Raw genomic sequence first — 17,209 nt, forward strand, 5'->3', positions numbered from 1 at the left:
GGGACATATTCCGATAGAAGGTGCTACCGGCTTATGGCGAAGGTTGCGCCGTCGGCGCGTCGGTGGCACCCGGCTCGGCCGGCGTGCCCTGACGGATTTGCGCCAGGGTCTTTTCAGCGGCTGCATAACGATCCAGCACCTCGGCGCCGGGCGGCTGGCCGAGCCGGCTTACCGCGACCAGGGCCAGACCGCCCAGCACGAAGCCCGGCACGATTTCGTACAGGTCCAGCCAGCCGAACTGCTTCCAGACGAGCACCGTCGCCGCGCCGACCACGATGCCCGCGAGCGCCCCGTTGCGGGTGACGCGCGGCCACAACAGCGTGGCGAGCACCAGCGGACCGAAGGCGGCCCCGAAGCCGGCCCACGCGTAGCTCACCATGCCCAGCACCCGACTCTCGGGATCGAGGGCCAGCAACACGGCGACCACGGCCACGGCGAGCACCATCGTTCGGCCGATCCACACAAGGCGGCGCTGGCTTACCGGCCCGCGCACGAAGATCTTGTAGAGGTCTTCCGTCAACGCGCTGGCGCACACGAGCAACTGGCACGACAGCGTGCTCATGACCGCGGCCAGAATCGCCGCGAGCAGGACGCCGGCGAGCCACGGCGCAAAGAGACGCGTCGTGAGCGACATGAAGATGGTCTCGGGGTTGGCCGCGACGTCCGCACCGAGGTCCGGACGCGCGCTGTAGAACGCCAGCCCGAAGAAGCCGACGGCCACCGCGCCGCTCAGGCACAGCACCATCCATGTCATGCAAATGCGGCGCGCCTGCGGAATTGCCGCGGCCGAGCGCGCGGCCATGAAGCGCACCAGAATGTGCGGCTGCCCGAAGTAGCCCAGGCCCCAGGCCAGCATCGAGATCACGCCGATGGGCGCCAGATCGCCGAACCAGTCGGTATGCGACGGGTGGACGGCCGTTACGGCGTCCACGGCCGCGGCCGGGCTGCCGTCGAGCGCGACCACGGCGATCGGCGTGACGACCAGCGCCGCGAACATCAGCGAGGCCTGCACCGTGTCCGTCCAGCTCACCGCCAGGAAGCCGCCGATGAAGACATACGCGATGGTCGCCACGGCGCCGATCCACAGCGCGGTGTGGTATTCGAGGCCGAACATCGTCTCGAACAGGCGCGCGCCCGCCACGACGCCCGACGCGCAATAGATCGTGAAGAAGATGAGAATCACCAGCGCCGTGACGATGCGCAGCACGTGGCTGCGATCGTCGAAGCGCTGTGTGAGGTATTCGGGCAGCGTGAGCGCGTTGCCGCAGACTTCCGTATGCACGCGCAGGCGCGCGGCGACCAGATGCCAGTTCGCCCATGCGCCGACGGCCAGGCCGACGGCGATCCACACGCCGGACAGGCCGCCCGCGTAGATTGCGCCCGGCAGTCCGAGCAGCAGCCAGCCGCTCATGTCGGACGCGCCGGCGGAGAGCGCCGTGACGAAGCTGCCAAGCCGCCGTCCGCCCAGAATGTAGTCGGAGAGATTGCGGGTCGAACGGTAGCCCAGCCAGCCGATCGCCAGCATCAGCAGCAGGTAGACGGTAAACGACACCGCGGTGGGATTCCAAAGGGACATGTTGCCTCCTTGTGCGACACCGCCACGCACGCTGCGCGTCTGCCCCGGCATGACGAGGGAGGCGGCGGCGCAGGGCGGCGATCGCGGCGGCCGGCGATACGCGTCGCCGGCACGGGTTGACCGCGCGAAGGCGGTGAGACGCGTGATATGTCGGGGGCGGGCGCGACGATACCGCGAATGGGCCGGCGGTGCTGGGCTACGGGGTTTGCGTGTGAACGCAAAGGGCGGACGCCGTTGCCGGCAAGGAGGCAAGGGGGGCGGAACGGCAGAACGACGACGGCCACCCGGCCCCGCAGACGCGGGACACGGGTGGCCGCGGGCGGCACGGCGTGATCAGCCGATGGTCATGAGGTTGGCGTTACCCCCGGCGGCGGCCGTATTGACCGACACCGAGCGCTCGCACAGCAGACGCTCGAGCGCGTAGTCGTCACCGGCGGCCAGCGCCTCCGGGGAGAGCCCCTGCGTCGACAGGATCGGGCCGCTGCGCGCGGCGATGCGGCGATTGAGCGCACGCAGTTCGTCGCTGTCGCCCTCGAACAGGACGGCGGCAAGCGAGGGTTCGCCGGCAACGTCCGCCCCGGCGGGCAACACCGACGCGCGGTCCTTGAGCGAGGCCGGCAGCGCATCGATCAACTCGCGCGCCGCGGCGCCGTCGGCAAAGCGCGCGTGGTTGCCGGTGGCCAGCACGGCGGCCAGTTGCGTGCGCGCGCCGAGCGGCGTGGCGGCCACGCAAAGCACCGGGCCGCGCGGCTCCAGGCCGTAGGTGTTGCGCTCGCCGGTCGGGCCCGGCAGCACGGCGGTCGCATCGAGCGCCGAGGTCGCCAGATAGCGGTCGACGCGATCGATCGCGGCAGCGGTGTGCGCGCCATTGCCCTGCTGGCGCAGCCAGTCGCGATACACCACGAGCGGCGCGAGCGCGGCCTCGTTGCGATTGAGCTCCGGCGCAAGCGAGGCCGGGCGCGTGGCGAGCAGGCGCGGCAGATACATCGGGCCGCCCGCTTTCGGACCCGTCCCAGACAGACCCTCGCCGCCGAACGGCTGCACGCCGACCACGGCGCCGATGACGTTACGGTTCACGTAGATGTTGCCCACATGCGCGCGTTCGGTCACATAGGCGATGGTCTCGTCGATGCGCGTATGCACGCCGAACGTCAGTCCGTAACCCGTGGCGTTGATCTGCTCGAGCAGCTTGTCGAGCTGGGCGCGCTTGAAGCGGATCACGTGCAGCACCGGGCCGAAGACTTCGCGCTGCAGCGCCTTGAGGTCGGTGAGCTCGATGAGCGTCGGGGCGACGAACGTGCCGTGGCGCGTTGCTTCGGGCAGCGGCAGCTGCTCGACCGGGAAGCCCTTGCCGCGCATCTGTTCGATGTGGCGATTGATGTTGCCCTGCGCCTCGGCGTCGATCACGGGGCCGACGTCGATGGCCAGGCGGTCCGGGTTGCCGATGGCCAGTTCCTGCATCGCGCCCTTGAGCATGTGCAGCGTCTTGTCGGCAATGTCGTCCTGCAGGCACAGCACGCGCAGGGCCGAGCAGCGCTGGCCGGCCGAGTCGAAGGCCGAGGCGAGCACGTCGTACACGACTTGCTCGGGCAGGGCCGACGAGTCGACGATCATGGCGTTCTGCCCGCCGGTCTCGGCGATCAGCGGGATCGGGCGGCCGTTGGCGTCCAGCCGCTCGGCCAGCGTGCGCGCGATGATGCGCGCCACTTCGGTCGAGCCCGTAAACATCACGGCCTTGGTGCGTGCGTCGGCCACGAGCGCGGCGCCGACCGTCTCGCCGGTGCCGGGCAGCAGTTGCAGCGCACCCGCCGGAATGCCGGCGGTGTGCATCAGTCGCACGGCTTCGGCGGCGATGAGCGGTGTTTGCTCGGCCGGCTTGGCGATGACCGGATTGCCGGCGGCCAGCGCGGCCGCGACCTGGCCCACGAAGATCGCGAGCGGGAAGTTCCACGGGCTGATGCACAGCACGGGGCCCAGCGGGCGGTGCGTGTCGTTCGAGAAGCCCTGGCGGATCTGCGCGGCGTAGTAGCGCAGGAAGTCGACGGCCTCGCGCACTTCGGCCACGGCGTTGGGTAGCGACTTGCCCGCTTCGCGCACGCAAAGGCCCATGAGCGTGGGCATGTGTGCTTCGAGCAGGTCGGCCGCGCGCATCAGGCAGTCGGCGCGCTCCTCGACCGGCGTGGCCTGCCAGATCGGCGCGGCGGCCACGGCGTGCGCGAGTGCGGCTTGCACGTCGGCCGACGTGGCTTCGATGACCTGACCCACGGTGTCGCGCAGGTCGGCCGGGTTGCGCACGGGGCGCGGCGTGCCGTCGGTGCGCTCGCCATCGGCGAGCATGGGCGCGGCCCGCCAGGGCGTGCCCGCGCTCGCGAGCAGCGCCGAGGACAGCGAGGCCAGGCGGTGCTCGTTCGACAGATCGAAGCCCGACGAATTGGCGCGCGCAGGTCCGTACAGGTCGCGCGGCAGCGGAATCTTGGCATGCGGCGCGCCGAGCGGCTGCACCTTCTCGGCCTCGGTGACGGGGTCGGCGATCAGCTCGTCGACGCTGATGGTGTCGTCTGCAATGCGGTTCACGAACGACGTGTTCGCGCCGTTCTCGAGCAGGCGTCGCACCAGATAGGCGAGCAGGGTCTCGTGCGTGCCGACCGGGGCGTACACGCGGCATGGTCGTGCGAGCTTGCCCGCCGCGATGGGGCCCACGACTTCCTCATAGAGCGGCTCGCCCATGCCGTGCAGGCACTGGAATTCGTACTGGCCGGGGTAGTAGTTGTTGCCGGCGAGGTGGTAGATCGCCGAGAGCGTGTAGGCGTTGTGCGTGGCGAACTGCGGATAGATCGCCTCCGGCACGGCGAGCAGCTTCTTGGCGCAGGCGAGGTACGACACGTCCGTATAGATCTTGCGGGTGTAGACCGGGTAGCCTTCGAGCCCGTCGACCTGCGCGCGCTTGATTTCCGTGTCCCAGTACGCGCCCTTCACCAGACGCACCATGATGCGATGGCGGCTGCGGCGCGCCAGATCGATGATGAAGTCGATCACGAAAGGGCAACGCTTCTGATACGCCTGCACCACGAAGCCGATGCCGTTCCAGCCGGCCAGATCGGGGTCGAAGCACAGCGCCTCGAGCAGATCGAGCGAGATCTCGAGGCGGTCGGCTTCCTCGGCGTCGATGTTCAGGCCGATGTCATACGAACGCGCCAGCTTGGCGAGCGCCTGCACGCGCGGCAGCAGCTCGTTCATCGTGCGCTCGTGCTGGCTGCGCGAATAGCGCGGGTGCAGCGCGGAGAGCTTGATCGAGATGCCCGGGCCTTCGTAGATGCCGCGTCCGGCCGACGCCTTGCCGATCGCGTGGATCGCCTGCTCGTAGCTCGCGTAGTAGCGTTGCGCGTCCTCCTCGGTGGTCGCCGCTTCGCCGAGCATGTCGTATGAGTAGCGAAAGCCCTGGGCCTCATACTTGCGGCTGTTGGCGAGCGCTTCGGAGATGGTCTCGCCCGTCACGAACTGCTCGCCCATGAGGCGCATGGCGATATCGACGCCCTTGCGGATGAGCGGCTCACCGCCACGGCCGATCAGGCGCGTGAGCGCCTTGGTGAGACCGGCTTCGCTGGTGGTGGTGACGAGCTTGCCGGTGATCATCAGGCCCCAGGTGGCCGCGTTGACGAACATCGACGGCGAATTGCCCACGTGAGCGTGCCAGTCGCCCTTGCTGATCTTGTCGCGAATGAGCGCGTCGCGCGTGGCCTTGTCCGGAATACGCAGCAGCGCTTCAGCAAGGCACATGAGCGCCACGCCTTCCTGGCTCGAGAGCGAAAACTCGTGAATGAGGCCCTCCACGCCGCCGCCGGTGCTCTTGCCGCGCAGGGCGACGACGAGCTTGCGGGCCAGGGCGGAGGCCGAGGTGGCCGTGGCCGGCGCAAGCTTGGCCTGCCCGATGAGCACTGGCACGCATTCCGGTTCCGGACGGCGGTAGGCGGCCGTGATGGCCGCGCGCAGCACCGACTGCGGTTGCACGTTCTGCGCGAACTCCAGGAACGGGTGCGGCACGGTGTCGTCGCCGGTGTGGCCGTCGATCACCTCGGTGCCCGACTGGGTTGCACCGCTGAGTTCGGGCGGCAGCACGCCGCTTTCCACGCGCTCCAGATAGGCGAAAATTGCCTGCTTGATCAGCCAATGGGGGGTGCGCTCGATTTGCTGGGCGGCGGTCTTGAGCCGGGTGCGCAGGACGTCGTCGACTTTGACGCCGAGAGTGGTGTTAGCCATGGAAGGGTTACCTGATGACGCAAGAGAGCAAAAAAGCGTGACACCCATAGCGGGTGAATTGCGGCATCGTAACCGGCTTTCCGGGCAGGTGCAACCAGAGTCAATATTGGGGTTGCACCCTATGAAGGGTCAGATTCTGGTGCGCCAGCAGATGGCTCGTCCGTCGCGTTTCTTGACGCGGAACAGCCATTCGGTGTTCTCGTAGTACGTCTGCGGCGGGTAGAGGTCCAACTCCCAGCCGGGCCAACTGTTTCCATATGATCCGTCGACGATGCAGTGGTCCCAGTCACCGAGCTTGTAGTGATAGCCAGCGTCGCCCGACAGGAACCGGAAGCGGTCGTAGGTAAAGGACCGGTATTCGGTGGTGGGGGGATTGGCCTGTACGAAGCTGCGCGCGGCGGCGCCGTCGAAACTGCCGCTCGCGATGGGCTGCAGGTAAGTCTTGTACCCGCCGTAGCGCGCCGCGTAAGCCGCCGACGGCGTATCGGTATAGAGGCAGGCGACCGTCATGCGCGGCAGCGCCGCGCGTACTTCGTGCGGTACGTCGACGATGTACTCCCTGCCGTCGAACCGCAGATATCGCGGGGAGATGCTGGGGTGCTGGGAGGCCGGGTTGAAGTGCTGGTTCGACAACAGCCGGCACACCTTCGCGTTGCCGAATCGATGGTTCCGAACGCCTGAGTCGTTGGTGCCCGACAGGTCCCACTCGCGATAGCTCCATTTCACGGGGCGATCGACGTAGTGCGTCTCGGTCTTGAGACTGATTTGCCAGCGCCCCGACTGGCACGAGACGACGCGGCCGGCGCGGTTTACCGCAATGCCGCCCTCCATGCCGGAACATGATGTGTTGGCCTCGGCGCGGAAGTCCTTGAGTTGCAGCGCGCCTCCCTGGGAAATCAGGTTTCCCGACGCCGTGACCGTGCCTCTCGAGTGCAGCGTGCCGCCGGTGACGCTGCCGTCCGCGATCACGTTGCCAGTGTTGTTGCCGGCTCGCCTGCGCTCGGCACGGATGTTCCCGCCTTCGCTCTGGATGTCCCCCTTGGCCCGAAGGTCGCCGTAAGACCAGACGCCTTTGGAGCCCGCCACGATCCCGTCGCCTTGTCGCCTGACGTCCGCGAGCATTTGCGCGTCGGTTCCCGCGACCACCTGGCCCGATGCGATGCCCTTGCCGGCAATGACCCAGCCGGGCGCATCGCCGCCATTGACCGCATTCGCCCGCCGTCGGGCCGCCTCTCCGCCCACGAGTGCATTGCGACGGGCCGCCACGTCCTCCTGAGCGTCCAGGGTTTTCGCCTTGAGCGTGCCGGTGGGCGACTCGAGGTTGCCGTCAAGCCGGATATTGCCGGCGCCGACGATGTCCTTGCCGCCCATCCTCAGAGGCCCGGTCATTGCGTCCGTACCGTCGCGTCTGAGATAGCGATTGAGCGGGCTGAGCGAATATCCGGCCCGAACCGCCAGCAGACCGGGCGTGTCGCTCGTGCTCGGGAGCGTGTTCTGGAGCGTCGTGTCGCCCGGCGGCGTCAGCGGGAAGGTGAAGCGTCCACTGTCGTCGCGCGACAGGCCGCCGTTCGGGCCGATCTTGCGAACGGCGGTGCCGAGCATGTCCCAGTCCGGATCAGGCCCGTAAGTGGTGCGCAGCGTCCTGTCGAGATGGACGACGGCGCGAATGTTCGGATTGTTCACATCCCGGAAGATCCGCACGACGTAATTTGCGCCCGGTAACGGCGGCCGGTCTCCGACCCCAGGCAGACGCGTCATCCGAATGATTGCCGCGGCGCTCGGTGGTCCGGTGTGGCCGTCGATGCGCATCTGGAGCACGTGGCCGAAGCGAACGTCCGTCGTGCGCGAGAGCGGGACGTTGGTCAGCTCGCCCGCGCGGGCGAGCGTGACGCCCGGCACGCCGTTCAGCGCCTTGTCGATGTTGTCGTGATGCTCGACGATGAAGGACTCGACGCCATTGCCAATGATCCTGAGCGCGCTGCCGATGTTCTCGGCGCGTTGAATACGGGTTTCGTGGACTTGCTGCCTCATGTAGAGGGTCAGCAAGATCCCTGCGATGGCGACGGCAATGGTCGCGCCGATCAGGAAGAAGCCGGATTGTCGGTTCCGCATGGGTGTCCCCGGTCAAGGAAAAGACCGGGAAACGCGCGTGTCGATAGTCCCCGGGCCAGCGAACGATTTTATTGGCGACCGCTTGGGAATAGGCGCCGGGAGAAGTCTTATATGGCGGTCGGCGTGATCGGAATCGAAAGGATTTGCACGAAAGAAAAGTCCGGTCGGCGAAAAGGCGGTGAGCCGGCCATCGCCCACCCGTGCCGATCCTCACCGACTCTCACCGACTCTCACCGACCCTCGCTGGCCATCCCCCGGGGGCTTCCCCGGGGGATGCGACTTACTTCGCGTCGTTGCCGTATGTCTTGCCGAGATATTCGGAAATCAGCTTGACCTGGTCTTCCGGAATCGGCGCGCCGTAGACCTTCACCATCTTCGTGACTTCCGCGCTCCAGAACGACGCCGGCATGGGCGGCTGGCTATTGATGTAGTCGATGGAATGGCACATGACGCACCACGCGCTGGCGGCCTGATGGCCGGCGAGCGTGGAGGCCTTGAGCTGCGCGCTCTCCTGCGGCAGCTTGATCTCGAGAGCGTGGGCCGGGGTGAAGGCAGCGGCGCCGAGCAGGCCCGTCAGGCCGAGCACGGCCGCCGCGCGCGTTGCGAACTTTCTGGCGTTCATGATCGTCCCCCGTCTCAAGCCGCGAGCACGCGCACGGTTTCCACCCCGTTGCGCAGATAGCCAGCCGGATTCCACAGCGATTGCAGCGGTTGCGTAACGCCCGCCCGATTCGTGGCACGAACCTTCAGCGCGTATTCGCCTGGCTGCGCTGGCGTGAACGACGCCGTCCACTCGCGAAACGAGTACTTGGAGAGTTCTTCGCCGAGCTGTGCGACCTGCCACGTCTGCCCGCCATCGGAGGAGAACTGGACGTCGCGAATGCCTTCGCCGCCGTCGAACGCAATGCCGCGCACACGCACCGCCTTGCCCGCCGCCACGCGCTGGCCGTCGGTGTGGCTGGTCACGAACGAGCGCACCGTGAAGCGGCCGATCGGCTTCGTTTTCTGCGGCGCGGCGCCTGGGGCCACGCAATTGCAGTCGTTGTCGGGAATGCGATACGCGCTGGCCATCCAGAAGCCGTCGAATACCTTGTCGATGACGTTGATGTCGGCCAGATGCTTGACCCAGTACGTGCCGTAATAGCCCGGCACGACCAGACGCACGGGAAAGCCGTTAAGCATGGGCAGGTCCTGGCCGTTCATCGCGAACGCGATCATCACTTCGCCGTCCATCGCGTGCTCGATGTCGAGCGCTTTCACGAACTCCGGCGTGGCCGGCACGATCGGGCGGTCGAGCCCTTCGAACGTGACCTGCTTCGCGCCGGGCGAGACGCCGGCGCGCTCCAGGATCCGCTTGAGCGGGATGCCGCGCCAGCGCGCGTTGCCCATCGCCCCATTGGCGATCTGCCCGCCGCCCACGCGCGGCTCGAAGAAGCCCCGGCTGTTGCCGGAGCACTGGTGTACGGCCACGAGTTCCACCGGCGCGCCGTAATCCTTCTTGAGCGAGTCGAGCGAGATTTCCAGCGGCCTGGCGACGCTGCCGCCCACGCGAATGCGGTGCTTCGCCGGGTCGATGTCGGTCGGAATACCCGCGAGGTGGTAACGGACGAAAAAGGCGTCGTTTGGCGTGATGAGGCCATCGTTGAACACTTCGAACGGCGTCTCGAGCTGCGGCGGGCGTGCCGTGAGCCGGATCAGCGGCCGCTTCTGGGGGTACGCGACCAGCTCGCGCTCGCCGTTGGCGAACGGCAGCGTGACCGTCTGCGGCGCGGCGGCCGCGGCGATCACGTCGAGCGCGCGGCCCGCAAGGCTGGCGCCTACGCCGAGCGCACCGGCGCGTCGCAGAAAACGGCGGCGCGAGGCAGCAGCGAGCGGTGATTCGAGGGGCGGGGCGGCCAGCAGGGCGTCGCCTGGCGGCGCGGCGGACAGCGAGGTGGACAGTGGGGCGGCATGCGGCGTCGTGGGGGCGGCGCTCTGATCGTGCGACTTCATCGGATCGTCTCCTGTAGGACTTCTCATGGCGCGAACGACGTGTGAGCGCGTGCGCACCGGCAACCTCAGCGTGCAACGAATGCCTGCATGGTCGGAGATTCTGCCGACGTTGTCAAATTTCCGGAACGTTATATACCGTTTAATACTTCGCTCTAGATCTCGAGCGGGTCGACTTCGAGATGCCAGTGCACAGGCGTCTTGAGCGCGCGCAGCTCGCCCATCCAGTGCGAGAGGAAGCGCTGCAATGCGCCGCGATGCGGGCTTTCCACGACGAGTTGCGCACGCTCGGTGCCCGCGATGCGCACCATCGTCATCGGCACCGGGTCCCACAGGGAGATGCGCGGGTCGTGCAGCGACGGATCGGCAGCGATGTCGCGGGCCTGCCGCAGAAACGCCATGGCGTCGTCGAGCTTGCGGGCTTGCGCGCGCAGCAGCGCCTGATGCGTGAACGGCGGGAGCAGGGCGACGCGGCGCTCCTCCAGTTGCTGGGCCGCGAAGCCCGCGTAGTCGTGGCGCATGAGCGAGGCGAACAGCGGATGCGAGGCGTAGCGGGTCTGGATGAGCACGTCGCCGGGTCCATCGGCCCTGGCCGCGCGGCCGGCGCGCCCCGCGACCTGCATCAGTTGCGCGAAGAGGCGTTCGGCGGCCCGGAAGTCATGCGAGAAGAGCGCGCTGTCCGCGTTGACCACGCCCACGAGCGTGACGTTGCGGAAATCGTGCCCCTTGGCGACCATCTGCGTGCCGATCAGGATATCGACCTCGCCCGCGTGCACCTGCGCGAAGAGGGCTTGCGCGCTGCCCTTGCGACGCGTGCTGTCGGCGTCGATGCGCGCCAGACGCGCGTGGGGGAAATGCTCGGCCAGCGTTTCCTCGATGCGCTGCGTGCCGCGCCCGAGCGGGGCGAGATCGAGGTTGCCGCAATCGGGGCAGGCGTGCGGAATGCGCGACTCGGCGCCGCAGTGATGACAGCGCAGCCGCCGCTCGGGCTTGTGCAGCACCATGTGCGCGCTGCACCGGCGGCAGTCGCTGACCCAGCCGCAGGCGTCGCAGTTGAGTACCGGCGCGTAGCCGCGGCGATTCAGGAACAGCAGGCTCTGCTCGCCCGCGTCGAGGCGCGCACGAACCGCGGCCAGCAGCGCTTGCGACAGCCCCTCGTGCACGACACGCTGGCGCTTGCGCTCGATTTCCATGTCGATGAGCGACACGCGCGGCAGCACGGCGTCGGGCGTGGCGCGCTCGGGCATCGACAGGCGCACGTAGCGGCCTTGCTCCGCGCGACGCCAACTGTCGAGCGAGGGCGTGGCCGAGCCCAGCACGACGGGAATGCGCAGCCGGTTCGCGCGCCAGATGGCCAGATCGCGCGCCGAGTAGCGCAGCCCTTCCTGCTGCTTGTAGGACGGATCGTGCTCCTCGTCGACGACGATCAGCCGCAGGTGCGGCAGCGACGCCATGACCGCCAGCCGCGTGCCCAGCACGACGCGCGCTTCGCCGCGATGCGCCGCGAGCCAGTGCCGGGCGCGCTCGCCTTCGGCCAGCCCGCTGTGCAGCGTGACCAGCGTCTCGCCCGGGAAGCGGCTGCGAAAGACGCCTTCGAGCTGCGGCGTCAGGTTGATTTCGGGCACCAGCACGAGCACCTGTGCATCGCGCTCGCGCAGCGCCTCGGCCACCGCGCGCAGATAGACCTCGGTCTTGCCGCTGCCGGTCACGCCATACAGCAAAAACGGCGGACAGGCGGCAGGTTCCGCCGCGGCGCTCGCGGAGTCGGCGCACACGCCGGACGGGGACGATGGCGGGGGTGGGGCCGATGCTGTGGACTGCGGTGGGTTCGACGCGATCGAGCCGAGGCGCCGCGCACCGGCCGCGACAAGTGCATGGTGAATCGCAGCGACGGCGTGGGCCTGCCCGGCGGTGAGCGTCTTCGCGGTGTGCGAAGCCGGCGTCTCGTCGACTGCGGCGTCGCGGGCTTCGTGATCGATGCGGCTATCGATCTCGTCGCGGGTCTCGTCGCGGGTCTCGTGCATGGCTTCGTGCAACGGCACGGTTTCGACGGCTACCCAGCCGGCCGCCGCCCACTGCTTGAGGACATCGGCAGCCTTGGCGCACAGGGCGCGGGCTTCGTCGGCGTCGAGCGTACCGGCCTGCGCCAGCCCTTGGGCGAGCCGGCGCTGCGCGCGAAGCCGGGCGGGAACGTTCTCCATCAGCGCCCCGAGCGCCCCGTCGGCAATCCGGTAGCGCTGCACGCCGCGCCGGGCCAGCAGTCTTGGCCAGCGCATCGGGGTACGAAGGTGTCCGGGCACGGCAGGCAGCGCGACTTCGCCGATGCCGCGTTGGTAGTAGCGCGAAGCGAACTGCATGAGGGCGCGCCACTCGTCGCCCAGCGCGGGCAACTCATGCCAGACGGCCGTTACTTCGCGCAACTTGCCGGGGTCGACTTCGCTGCGCTGCGTCAATTCCCACACGATGCCCACGACCTGCCGTCTGCCGAACGGCACCTGCACCAGTTGGCCGGGGCTCGCGGCTTGATCCAGACGGTAGTCGAACAGCGTGAGCAGCGGGGTGTCGAGCGCCACGCGGGCGATAGCCGGCGCGCCGGTGCGGGATTTTTCCGCCGGAGAAGCGACATCGTCCGCCGATGTCGCCGAGGGTGCTGGAAGGTCGTCGGCGCGGGTCAAACTTAAAGTGAATCCTGAGAAGTTTCGCTAAACCCCGGATTTGAGTCGCCTTTCCGGTGGGCTCGAAATGCTTGTGGATAACTATGTTGAGAACTGTGGGGACTATCGTCCGTCAGCCTCGCCGCACGGCCTTCGCGCCGTATGGCGCTGCCGTCCAGGCAAAATCAAAATTGCTTTTTGATCAATAGCTTATGAACAAGCCCCAAAGTATCCCCAACGCATTCCCCGGTTGCGGCGGCGCAGCGAGAATTTGTGCATAAGTCTTTGGGACAACGCACCAAATTGGAGGACTTCCTCGACTGTTTTTTCCTTGACATTCCATCGCTGGAACGGCGGTCGGGCTTGCGCGGCAGAAATGCGTTGCGAACCCGCACCGTTACTTGCGTGCATCGCGTCTTACGGCCTCTGGCGCACCTTCCGGCTATAGGAATGCACTTCGTCGACCAGTGCCGCGACGTGTTCGGGGTCGGTGAACTGCGAAATGCCGTGGCCGAGGTTGAACACATGTCCTGGTGCATTGCCGTAGGCGTCGAGCAGGCGACGGACCTCGCCGCGAATGGCATCGGGCGACGCGAACAGGGCGGTCGGATCGAAATTGCCTTGCAGTGCACAACGGTCTCCCACGCGGCGGCGCGCGCCCGCCAGATCGACCGTCCAGTCCAGGCCAATGGCGTCGGGGCCGGTGTCGGCGATCGCTTCGAGCCACTGTCCGCCGCCCTTGGTAAAGACGATGTGCGGAACGCGCGCGCCGTTCCATTCGCGATGCACGCCCGCCAGCGCCTGTCGCATATAGGCGAGCGAGAACTGCTGATAACGCCCGTCGGCGAGCGCGCCGCCCCAGGTGTCGAACACCATGACGGCCTGCGCGCCGGCTTCGATCTGCGCGTTGAGATAGTCGCCGACGGCGCGCGCATTGGTCTCGAGGATGTGCGTCATGAGGTCGGGACGCTCGTACATCATCGTCTTGACGGTGCGAAAGTCGGACGAGCCCCCGCCTTCGACCATGTAGCACGCGAGTGTCCACGGACTGCCGGAGAAGCCGATGAGCGGCACGCGGCCGTTCAGCGCGCGGCGAATCTCGCTCACGGCGTCGAACACGTAGCGCAGGCTGTCGAGATCCGGCGAGCGCAGGCGGCGCACGTCGTCTTCGGTGCGAAGCGGATGCGCGAAGCGCGGGCCTTCACCGGCTTCGAACGACAGGCCGAGGCCCATGGCGTCGGGAATGGTAAGGATGTCCGAGAACAGGATGGCGGCGTCCAGCGCGAAGCGCTCGAGCGGCTGCAGCGTGACTTCGGTCGCGTAGGCGGGGTTCTTGGCCAGCGCCAGGAAGCTGCCGGCCCTGGCGCGTGTGGCGTTGTACTCGGGCAGGTACCGGCCTGCCTGGCGCATCAGCCAGATCGGCGTGTACTCGGTCGGCTGGCGCAGCAGTGCGCGCAGGAAAGTATCGTTTTGCAGGGCTTGGGACACGTCGAAGCGGTGGTGGAATGGTGTTGGGCAAGCGGCCATTTTACTCGGGTATCCGGGGGCCAGCCCTCGGCCGGCCGTTATGTCGCGGATTCATGTTCCGCGGTTTATGCCGCGGACTGATAAAGACTCGTTGGCGCGAGCGCGCGCTGTCATTACCATGAGGGGCTCGCTTCACCGCTTCACGGCCCCCGCATCCCGGCTGGGCGCGCGAGATTGGCAGGCCGCCCCGAACGGTCCGCCAGACAGGCAACTGCGTCACAACGACAACAATCAGGAGATACGTATGAAAGTCATGATGGCGGCCGCTTGCGCGGCTCACGCGGCGCTCGTGGCGGGCGTGGCATTCGCCGCGACCGCGGCTCAGGCACAACCGGCCGCACCGCTCGCACCGCCCGCCCCAGCCGCCGTACATTCGCGCCTCGACGATGTTCAGAAGGCCGGGACGCTGCGCGCCTGCGCGACGGGCGACTACAAGCCGTATTCGTATCGCCGTCCCGACGGGCAATTCGAAGGCATCGACGTCGATCTGGTCGCTTCGCTCGCCAAGTCGCTCGGGGTGAAGCCGGTGATCGTCCCGACCACGTGGAAGGGGCTGATGGACGACTTTACCGCCGGCAAGTGCGACATCGCCGTGGGCGGCATCTCCGTCACGCTCGATCGGGCCGCCCGCGCTTATTACAGCAGCGTCGTCATGGTCGACGGCAAGTCGCCGATCGTGCGCTGCGCCGACGTGGCGAAGTACCAGACGCTCGCCGATCTGAACAAGCCGAGCACGCGCGCGATCGCGAATCCCGGCGGCACCAACGAACGCTTCGCGCGTCAGTACCTGCCCAATGCAACGCTCACGATCTACCCGGACAACGTGACAATCTTCAGGCAGATCGCCGATGGCAAGGCCGACGTCATGGTCACGGACGCCTCGGAGACGCTGCTCCAGCACAAGCTCAACCCCTCGCTCTGCCCGGTGAACCCGGACAAGCCGCTCCAGTTCGGCGAGAAGGCCTACCTGCTGCCGCGCGGCGACGACATCTTCAAGCACTATGTCGACCAGTGGCTCAACCTCGCGCAAAAGACCGGCGAGTATCAGGCGGTGGTCGACAAGTGGCTTAAATAAGGGGCATGTCGGTTCGCGCCGGTCAGCAGGTGAGGCGATTCACCCGCTGACCGAAGGCTCCAGGCCGGGCTGGAGCCTTCCAAGCGTCAGCCGAGCCAATCGCGCAGGCGTTGCGCCGCGTCGTGCATCACCAGCCTCGCCTGCGGCACGAACGGCTGCAATCTCGCGAAGCTGTGCGTCAGTCCCGACGCTTCGATTACCTCGGCGCGCCCCCCCGACTGCGCGACGAACTGCGCATACGCCAGCGCCTCGTCGTGCAGCGGATCGTATTGCGCCGCGATGACCAGCGTATTGGGCAACGGGTGCCGTGGCGCCTGCGCCGTCAGGTTCACCCGCACGTCGTCCGCCGCCGGCTCCACGTCGCCCAGATAGTGCTTCCAGTACCAGCGCATTTCGTCGCGCGTGAGACCCGTGCCGCTGGCCAGGCGCTCGTAGCTCGGCGTGTCGAACCGGTATTGCACGACGGGGTAGATCAGCAACTGGGCGCCCACCATGCCCGGATGCCTGTCGTTGAACCATGCCGCCGCCTGCGCCGCCAGATGGCCGCCAGCGCTGTCGCCGGCCACCGCGAGGCGGTCCAGGCTCAGTCCCAGACGCGCCCGCTGCTCGGCCGCCCACGCCAGCGCCTCGCGTGCATCGTCGGCTGCCGCGGGGAACGGGTGCTCCGGGGCGAGCCGGTAATCGACGCTCAACACCGCCACGTCGCCATCCTGCGCAAGAAAGGCGGTGAGGGTGCCGTGCGTGTCGACATCTCCCACGACCCACCCGCCGCCATGGAAGTACACGACGAGCGGCACCTGTCGGCCGACCGGGCGGTACAGCCGGGCGCGCAGATGGCGTCCCGGCAGCGGAATCTCGAACGTCTCGCTGCGCAGGCCCGCCGGCAACGGACGCAAGGCTTCGGTGGCAACGGTCGCGAACCTGGCGCGCACCGCCTGCGGGCTCGGCGGGGCAGCGTCGGCGGGCTCGGGATATTTGCGAGCCATCTGGTCGTAGTAGGCGAGAAGGTCAGCGTCGATGGTCATGTCGGCAGTGCTCGGTGCTCAGCGCTTGGTGGTCAGAGAATTCGTCGTTATTTCCGGAAACGGCAGTGCTTCGGTTCTGCGAGCGATCGATGCGCGGCGGCGCGCGGCGCATTCCCCCCGAGGGCGGCGCAGGCCACTCACGCCGGGGCTTCATCGTAGGTTCGCATGCTGCCGGGCGTGGCCGCCCTGCATCAGCCAGCGCTGATGCTCGATCTTGACGCAGCGGTCCATCACGACATCGAGCCCGGCGGCCAGCGCGAGTGCGGCCGCCTCGTCGTTTTCGATGCCGAGTTGCATCCACAAACTGTTCGCGCCGATGGCCACAGCCTCCTGGGCGATCGGCGGAATGTCGCCGCTGCGCCGGAAGCAATCGACCATCTGGATCTTTACCCCCTCGGCCCGCAGCGCATCGGCCGCTTCGGTGAGGCTCGCGTACACGGTCTCGCCGAGAATCGTCGCGTCGGAATCCGCCGCCTGCGGATTGACCGGCACGATCCGGTAGCCATGCTGCTGCATGTAGCGCGACGTGGTGAAACTCGGCCGGTCCGGCCGCGGCGACAGGCCGACGACCGCGATCACGCGGTCGCGCGCCAGAATCTGTCCCAGACGTTCGATGGTGTCCATGCGAATTCGGCCCTGCCAGGCCGTGGCTGTAGGGAGAAAAAGCGTGCGCTTCTTGCGCGGCGTTCGTCGTCTGCCGGTCATCTCCGAGCAGTTCCCGGGATTTCCGGGATTTCCGGGCGGCTGGACACTTTGTTGCCACGCACAAAGAATGACGTTAGCACATTGACGAAGTTCGCGTGAAATGGCCGCCGTAGGGGGCTGTTGACGCAGCGGGGGGCGCGCTCGGGCGAGCGGCCGATGCCTGTTTCCGCAAGTTATTCAGGAATGCGAACAAAATTGCGCGGACCGGCGTGCGTGCCAGGTCCTTGTCCGGCAAGGCGTTGGGGACGGCGAGAGCAAAGGTGAAACGCCCGAGGTGTTACAACCTGAA

10 protein-coding genes are annotated in these 17,209 nt (G+C 67.5%); 1 reads left to right on the forward strand and 9 read right to left on the reverse strand.

Annotated elements, in window-relative coordinates:
- Positions 1–31 precede the first annotated feature (31 nt).
- The 7 genes from putP to hemE all read right to left on the reverse strand — a co-directional run bounded on the left by putP (position 32) and on the right by hemE (position 14,076).
- Positions 32–1,576 carry a sodium/proline symporter PutP gene (gene putP, locus CDN36_RS15000; protein WP_287497131.1) on the reverse strand — a complete coding sequence of 515 codons (1,545 nt, stop codon included), beginning with the start codon at positions 1,574–1,576 and terminating at the stop codon, positions 32–34.
- Positions 1,577–1,909: 333 nt separating this feature from the next.
- Positions 1,910–5,833, reverse strand: coding sequence for a trifunctional transcriptional regulator/proline dehydrogenase/L-glutamate gamma-semialdehyde dehydrogenase (gene putA, locus CDN36_RS15005; RefSeq protein ID WP_287497132.1), 3,924 nt, complete (start codon positions 5,831–5,833; stop codon positions 1,910–1,912).
- Between the two features lie 129 nt (positions 5,834–5,962).
- A complete protein-coding gene (locus tag CDN36_RS15010; RefSeq protein ID WP_287497133.1) occupies positions 5,963–7,945 on the reverse strand; it encodes a hypothetical protein in 1,983 nt (660 codons plus the stop codon).
- A 280-nt stretch (positions 7,946–8,225) separates the two neighbouring features.
- Complete coding sequence (gene sorB, locus CDN36_RS15015; RefSeq protein WP_241013767.1) at positions 8,226–8,567, reverse strand: SorB family sulfite dehydrogenase c-type cytochrome subunit; 342 nt, start codon at positions 8,565–8,567, stop codon at positions 8,226–8,228.
- A gap of 14 nt (positions 8,568–8,581) precedes the next feature.
- A complete protein-coding gene (gene sorA / locus CDN36_RS15020; RefSeq protein WP_287497134.1) occupies positions 8,582–9,937 on the reverse strand; it encodes a SorA family sulfite dehydrogenase catalytic subunit in 1,356 nt (451 codons plus the stop codon).
- A gap of 152 nt (positions 9,938–10,089) precedes the next feature.
- Complete coding sequence (locus tag CDN36_RS15025; RefSeq protein ID WP_287497135.1) at positions 10,090–12,609, reverse strand: primosomal protein N'; 2,520 nt, start codon at positions 12,607–12,609, stop codon at positions 10,090–10,092.
- 396 nt (positions 12,610–13,005) lie between these two features.
- Entirely contained in the window at positions 13,006–14,076 is a 1,071-nt protein-coding gene (gene hemE / locus CDN36_RS15030; protein ID WP_280525223.1) for a uroporphyrinogen decarboxylase, read from the reverse strand.
- A gap of 295 nt (positions 14,077–14,371) precedes the next feature.
- Here hemE and CDN36_RS15035 point away from each other — a divergent pair, with 295 nt between their 5' ends.
- Positions 14,372–15,190 carry a transporter substrate-binding domain-containing protein gene (locus CDN36_RS15035; protein ID WP_502920372.1) on the forward strand — a complete coding sequence of 273 codons (819 nt, stop codon included), beginning with the start codon at positions 14,372–14,374 and terminating at the stop codon, positions 15,188–15,190.
- Between the two features lie 86 nt (positions 15,191–15,276).
- Here CDN36_RS15035 and CDN36_RS15040 read toward each other — a convergent pair whose 3' ends face one another.
- Both CDN36_RS15040 and CDN36_RS15045 read right to left on the reverse strand, forming a co-directional pair.
- Positions 15,277–16,215 carry an alpha/beta hydrolase gene (locus CDN36_RS15040; protein ID WP_287497137.1) on the reverse strand — a complete coding sequence of 313 codons (939 nt, stop codon included), beginning with the start codon at positions 16,213–16,215 and terminating at the stop codon, positions 15,277–15,279.
- A gap of 150 nt (positions 16,216–16,365) precedes the next feature.
- Complete coding sequence (locus CDN36_RS15045; protein ID WP_287497138.1) at positions 16,366–16,839, reverse strand: CoA-binding protein; 474 nt, start codon at positions 16,837–16,839, stop codon at positions 16,366–16,368.
- Between the last annotated feature and the right edge of the window lie 370 nt (positions 16,840–17,209).

Origin of the sequence: Pandoraea sp. CB10b_02, from assembly GCF_002216225.1 — a bacterium.
GTDB classification, from domain to species: domain Bacteria; phylum Pseudomonadota; class Gammaproteobacteria; order Burkholderiales; family Burkholderiaceae; genus Pandoraea; species Pandoraea nosoerga.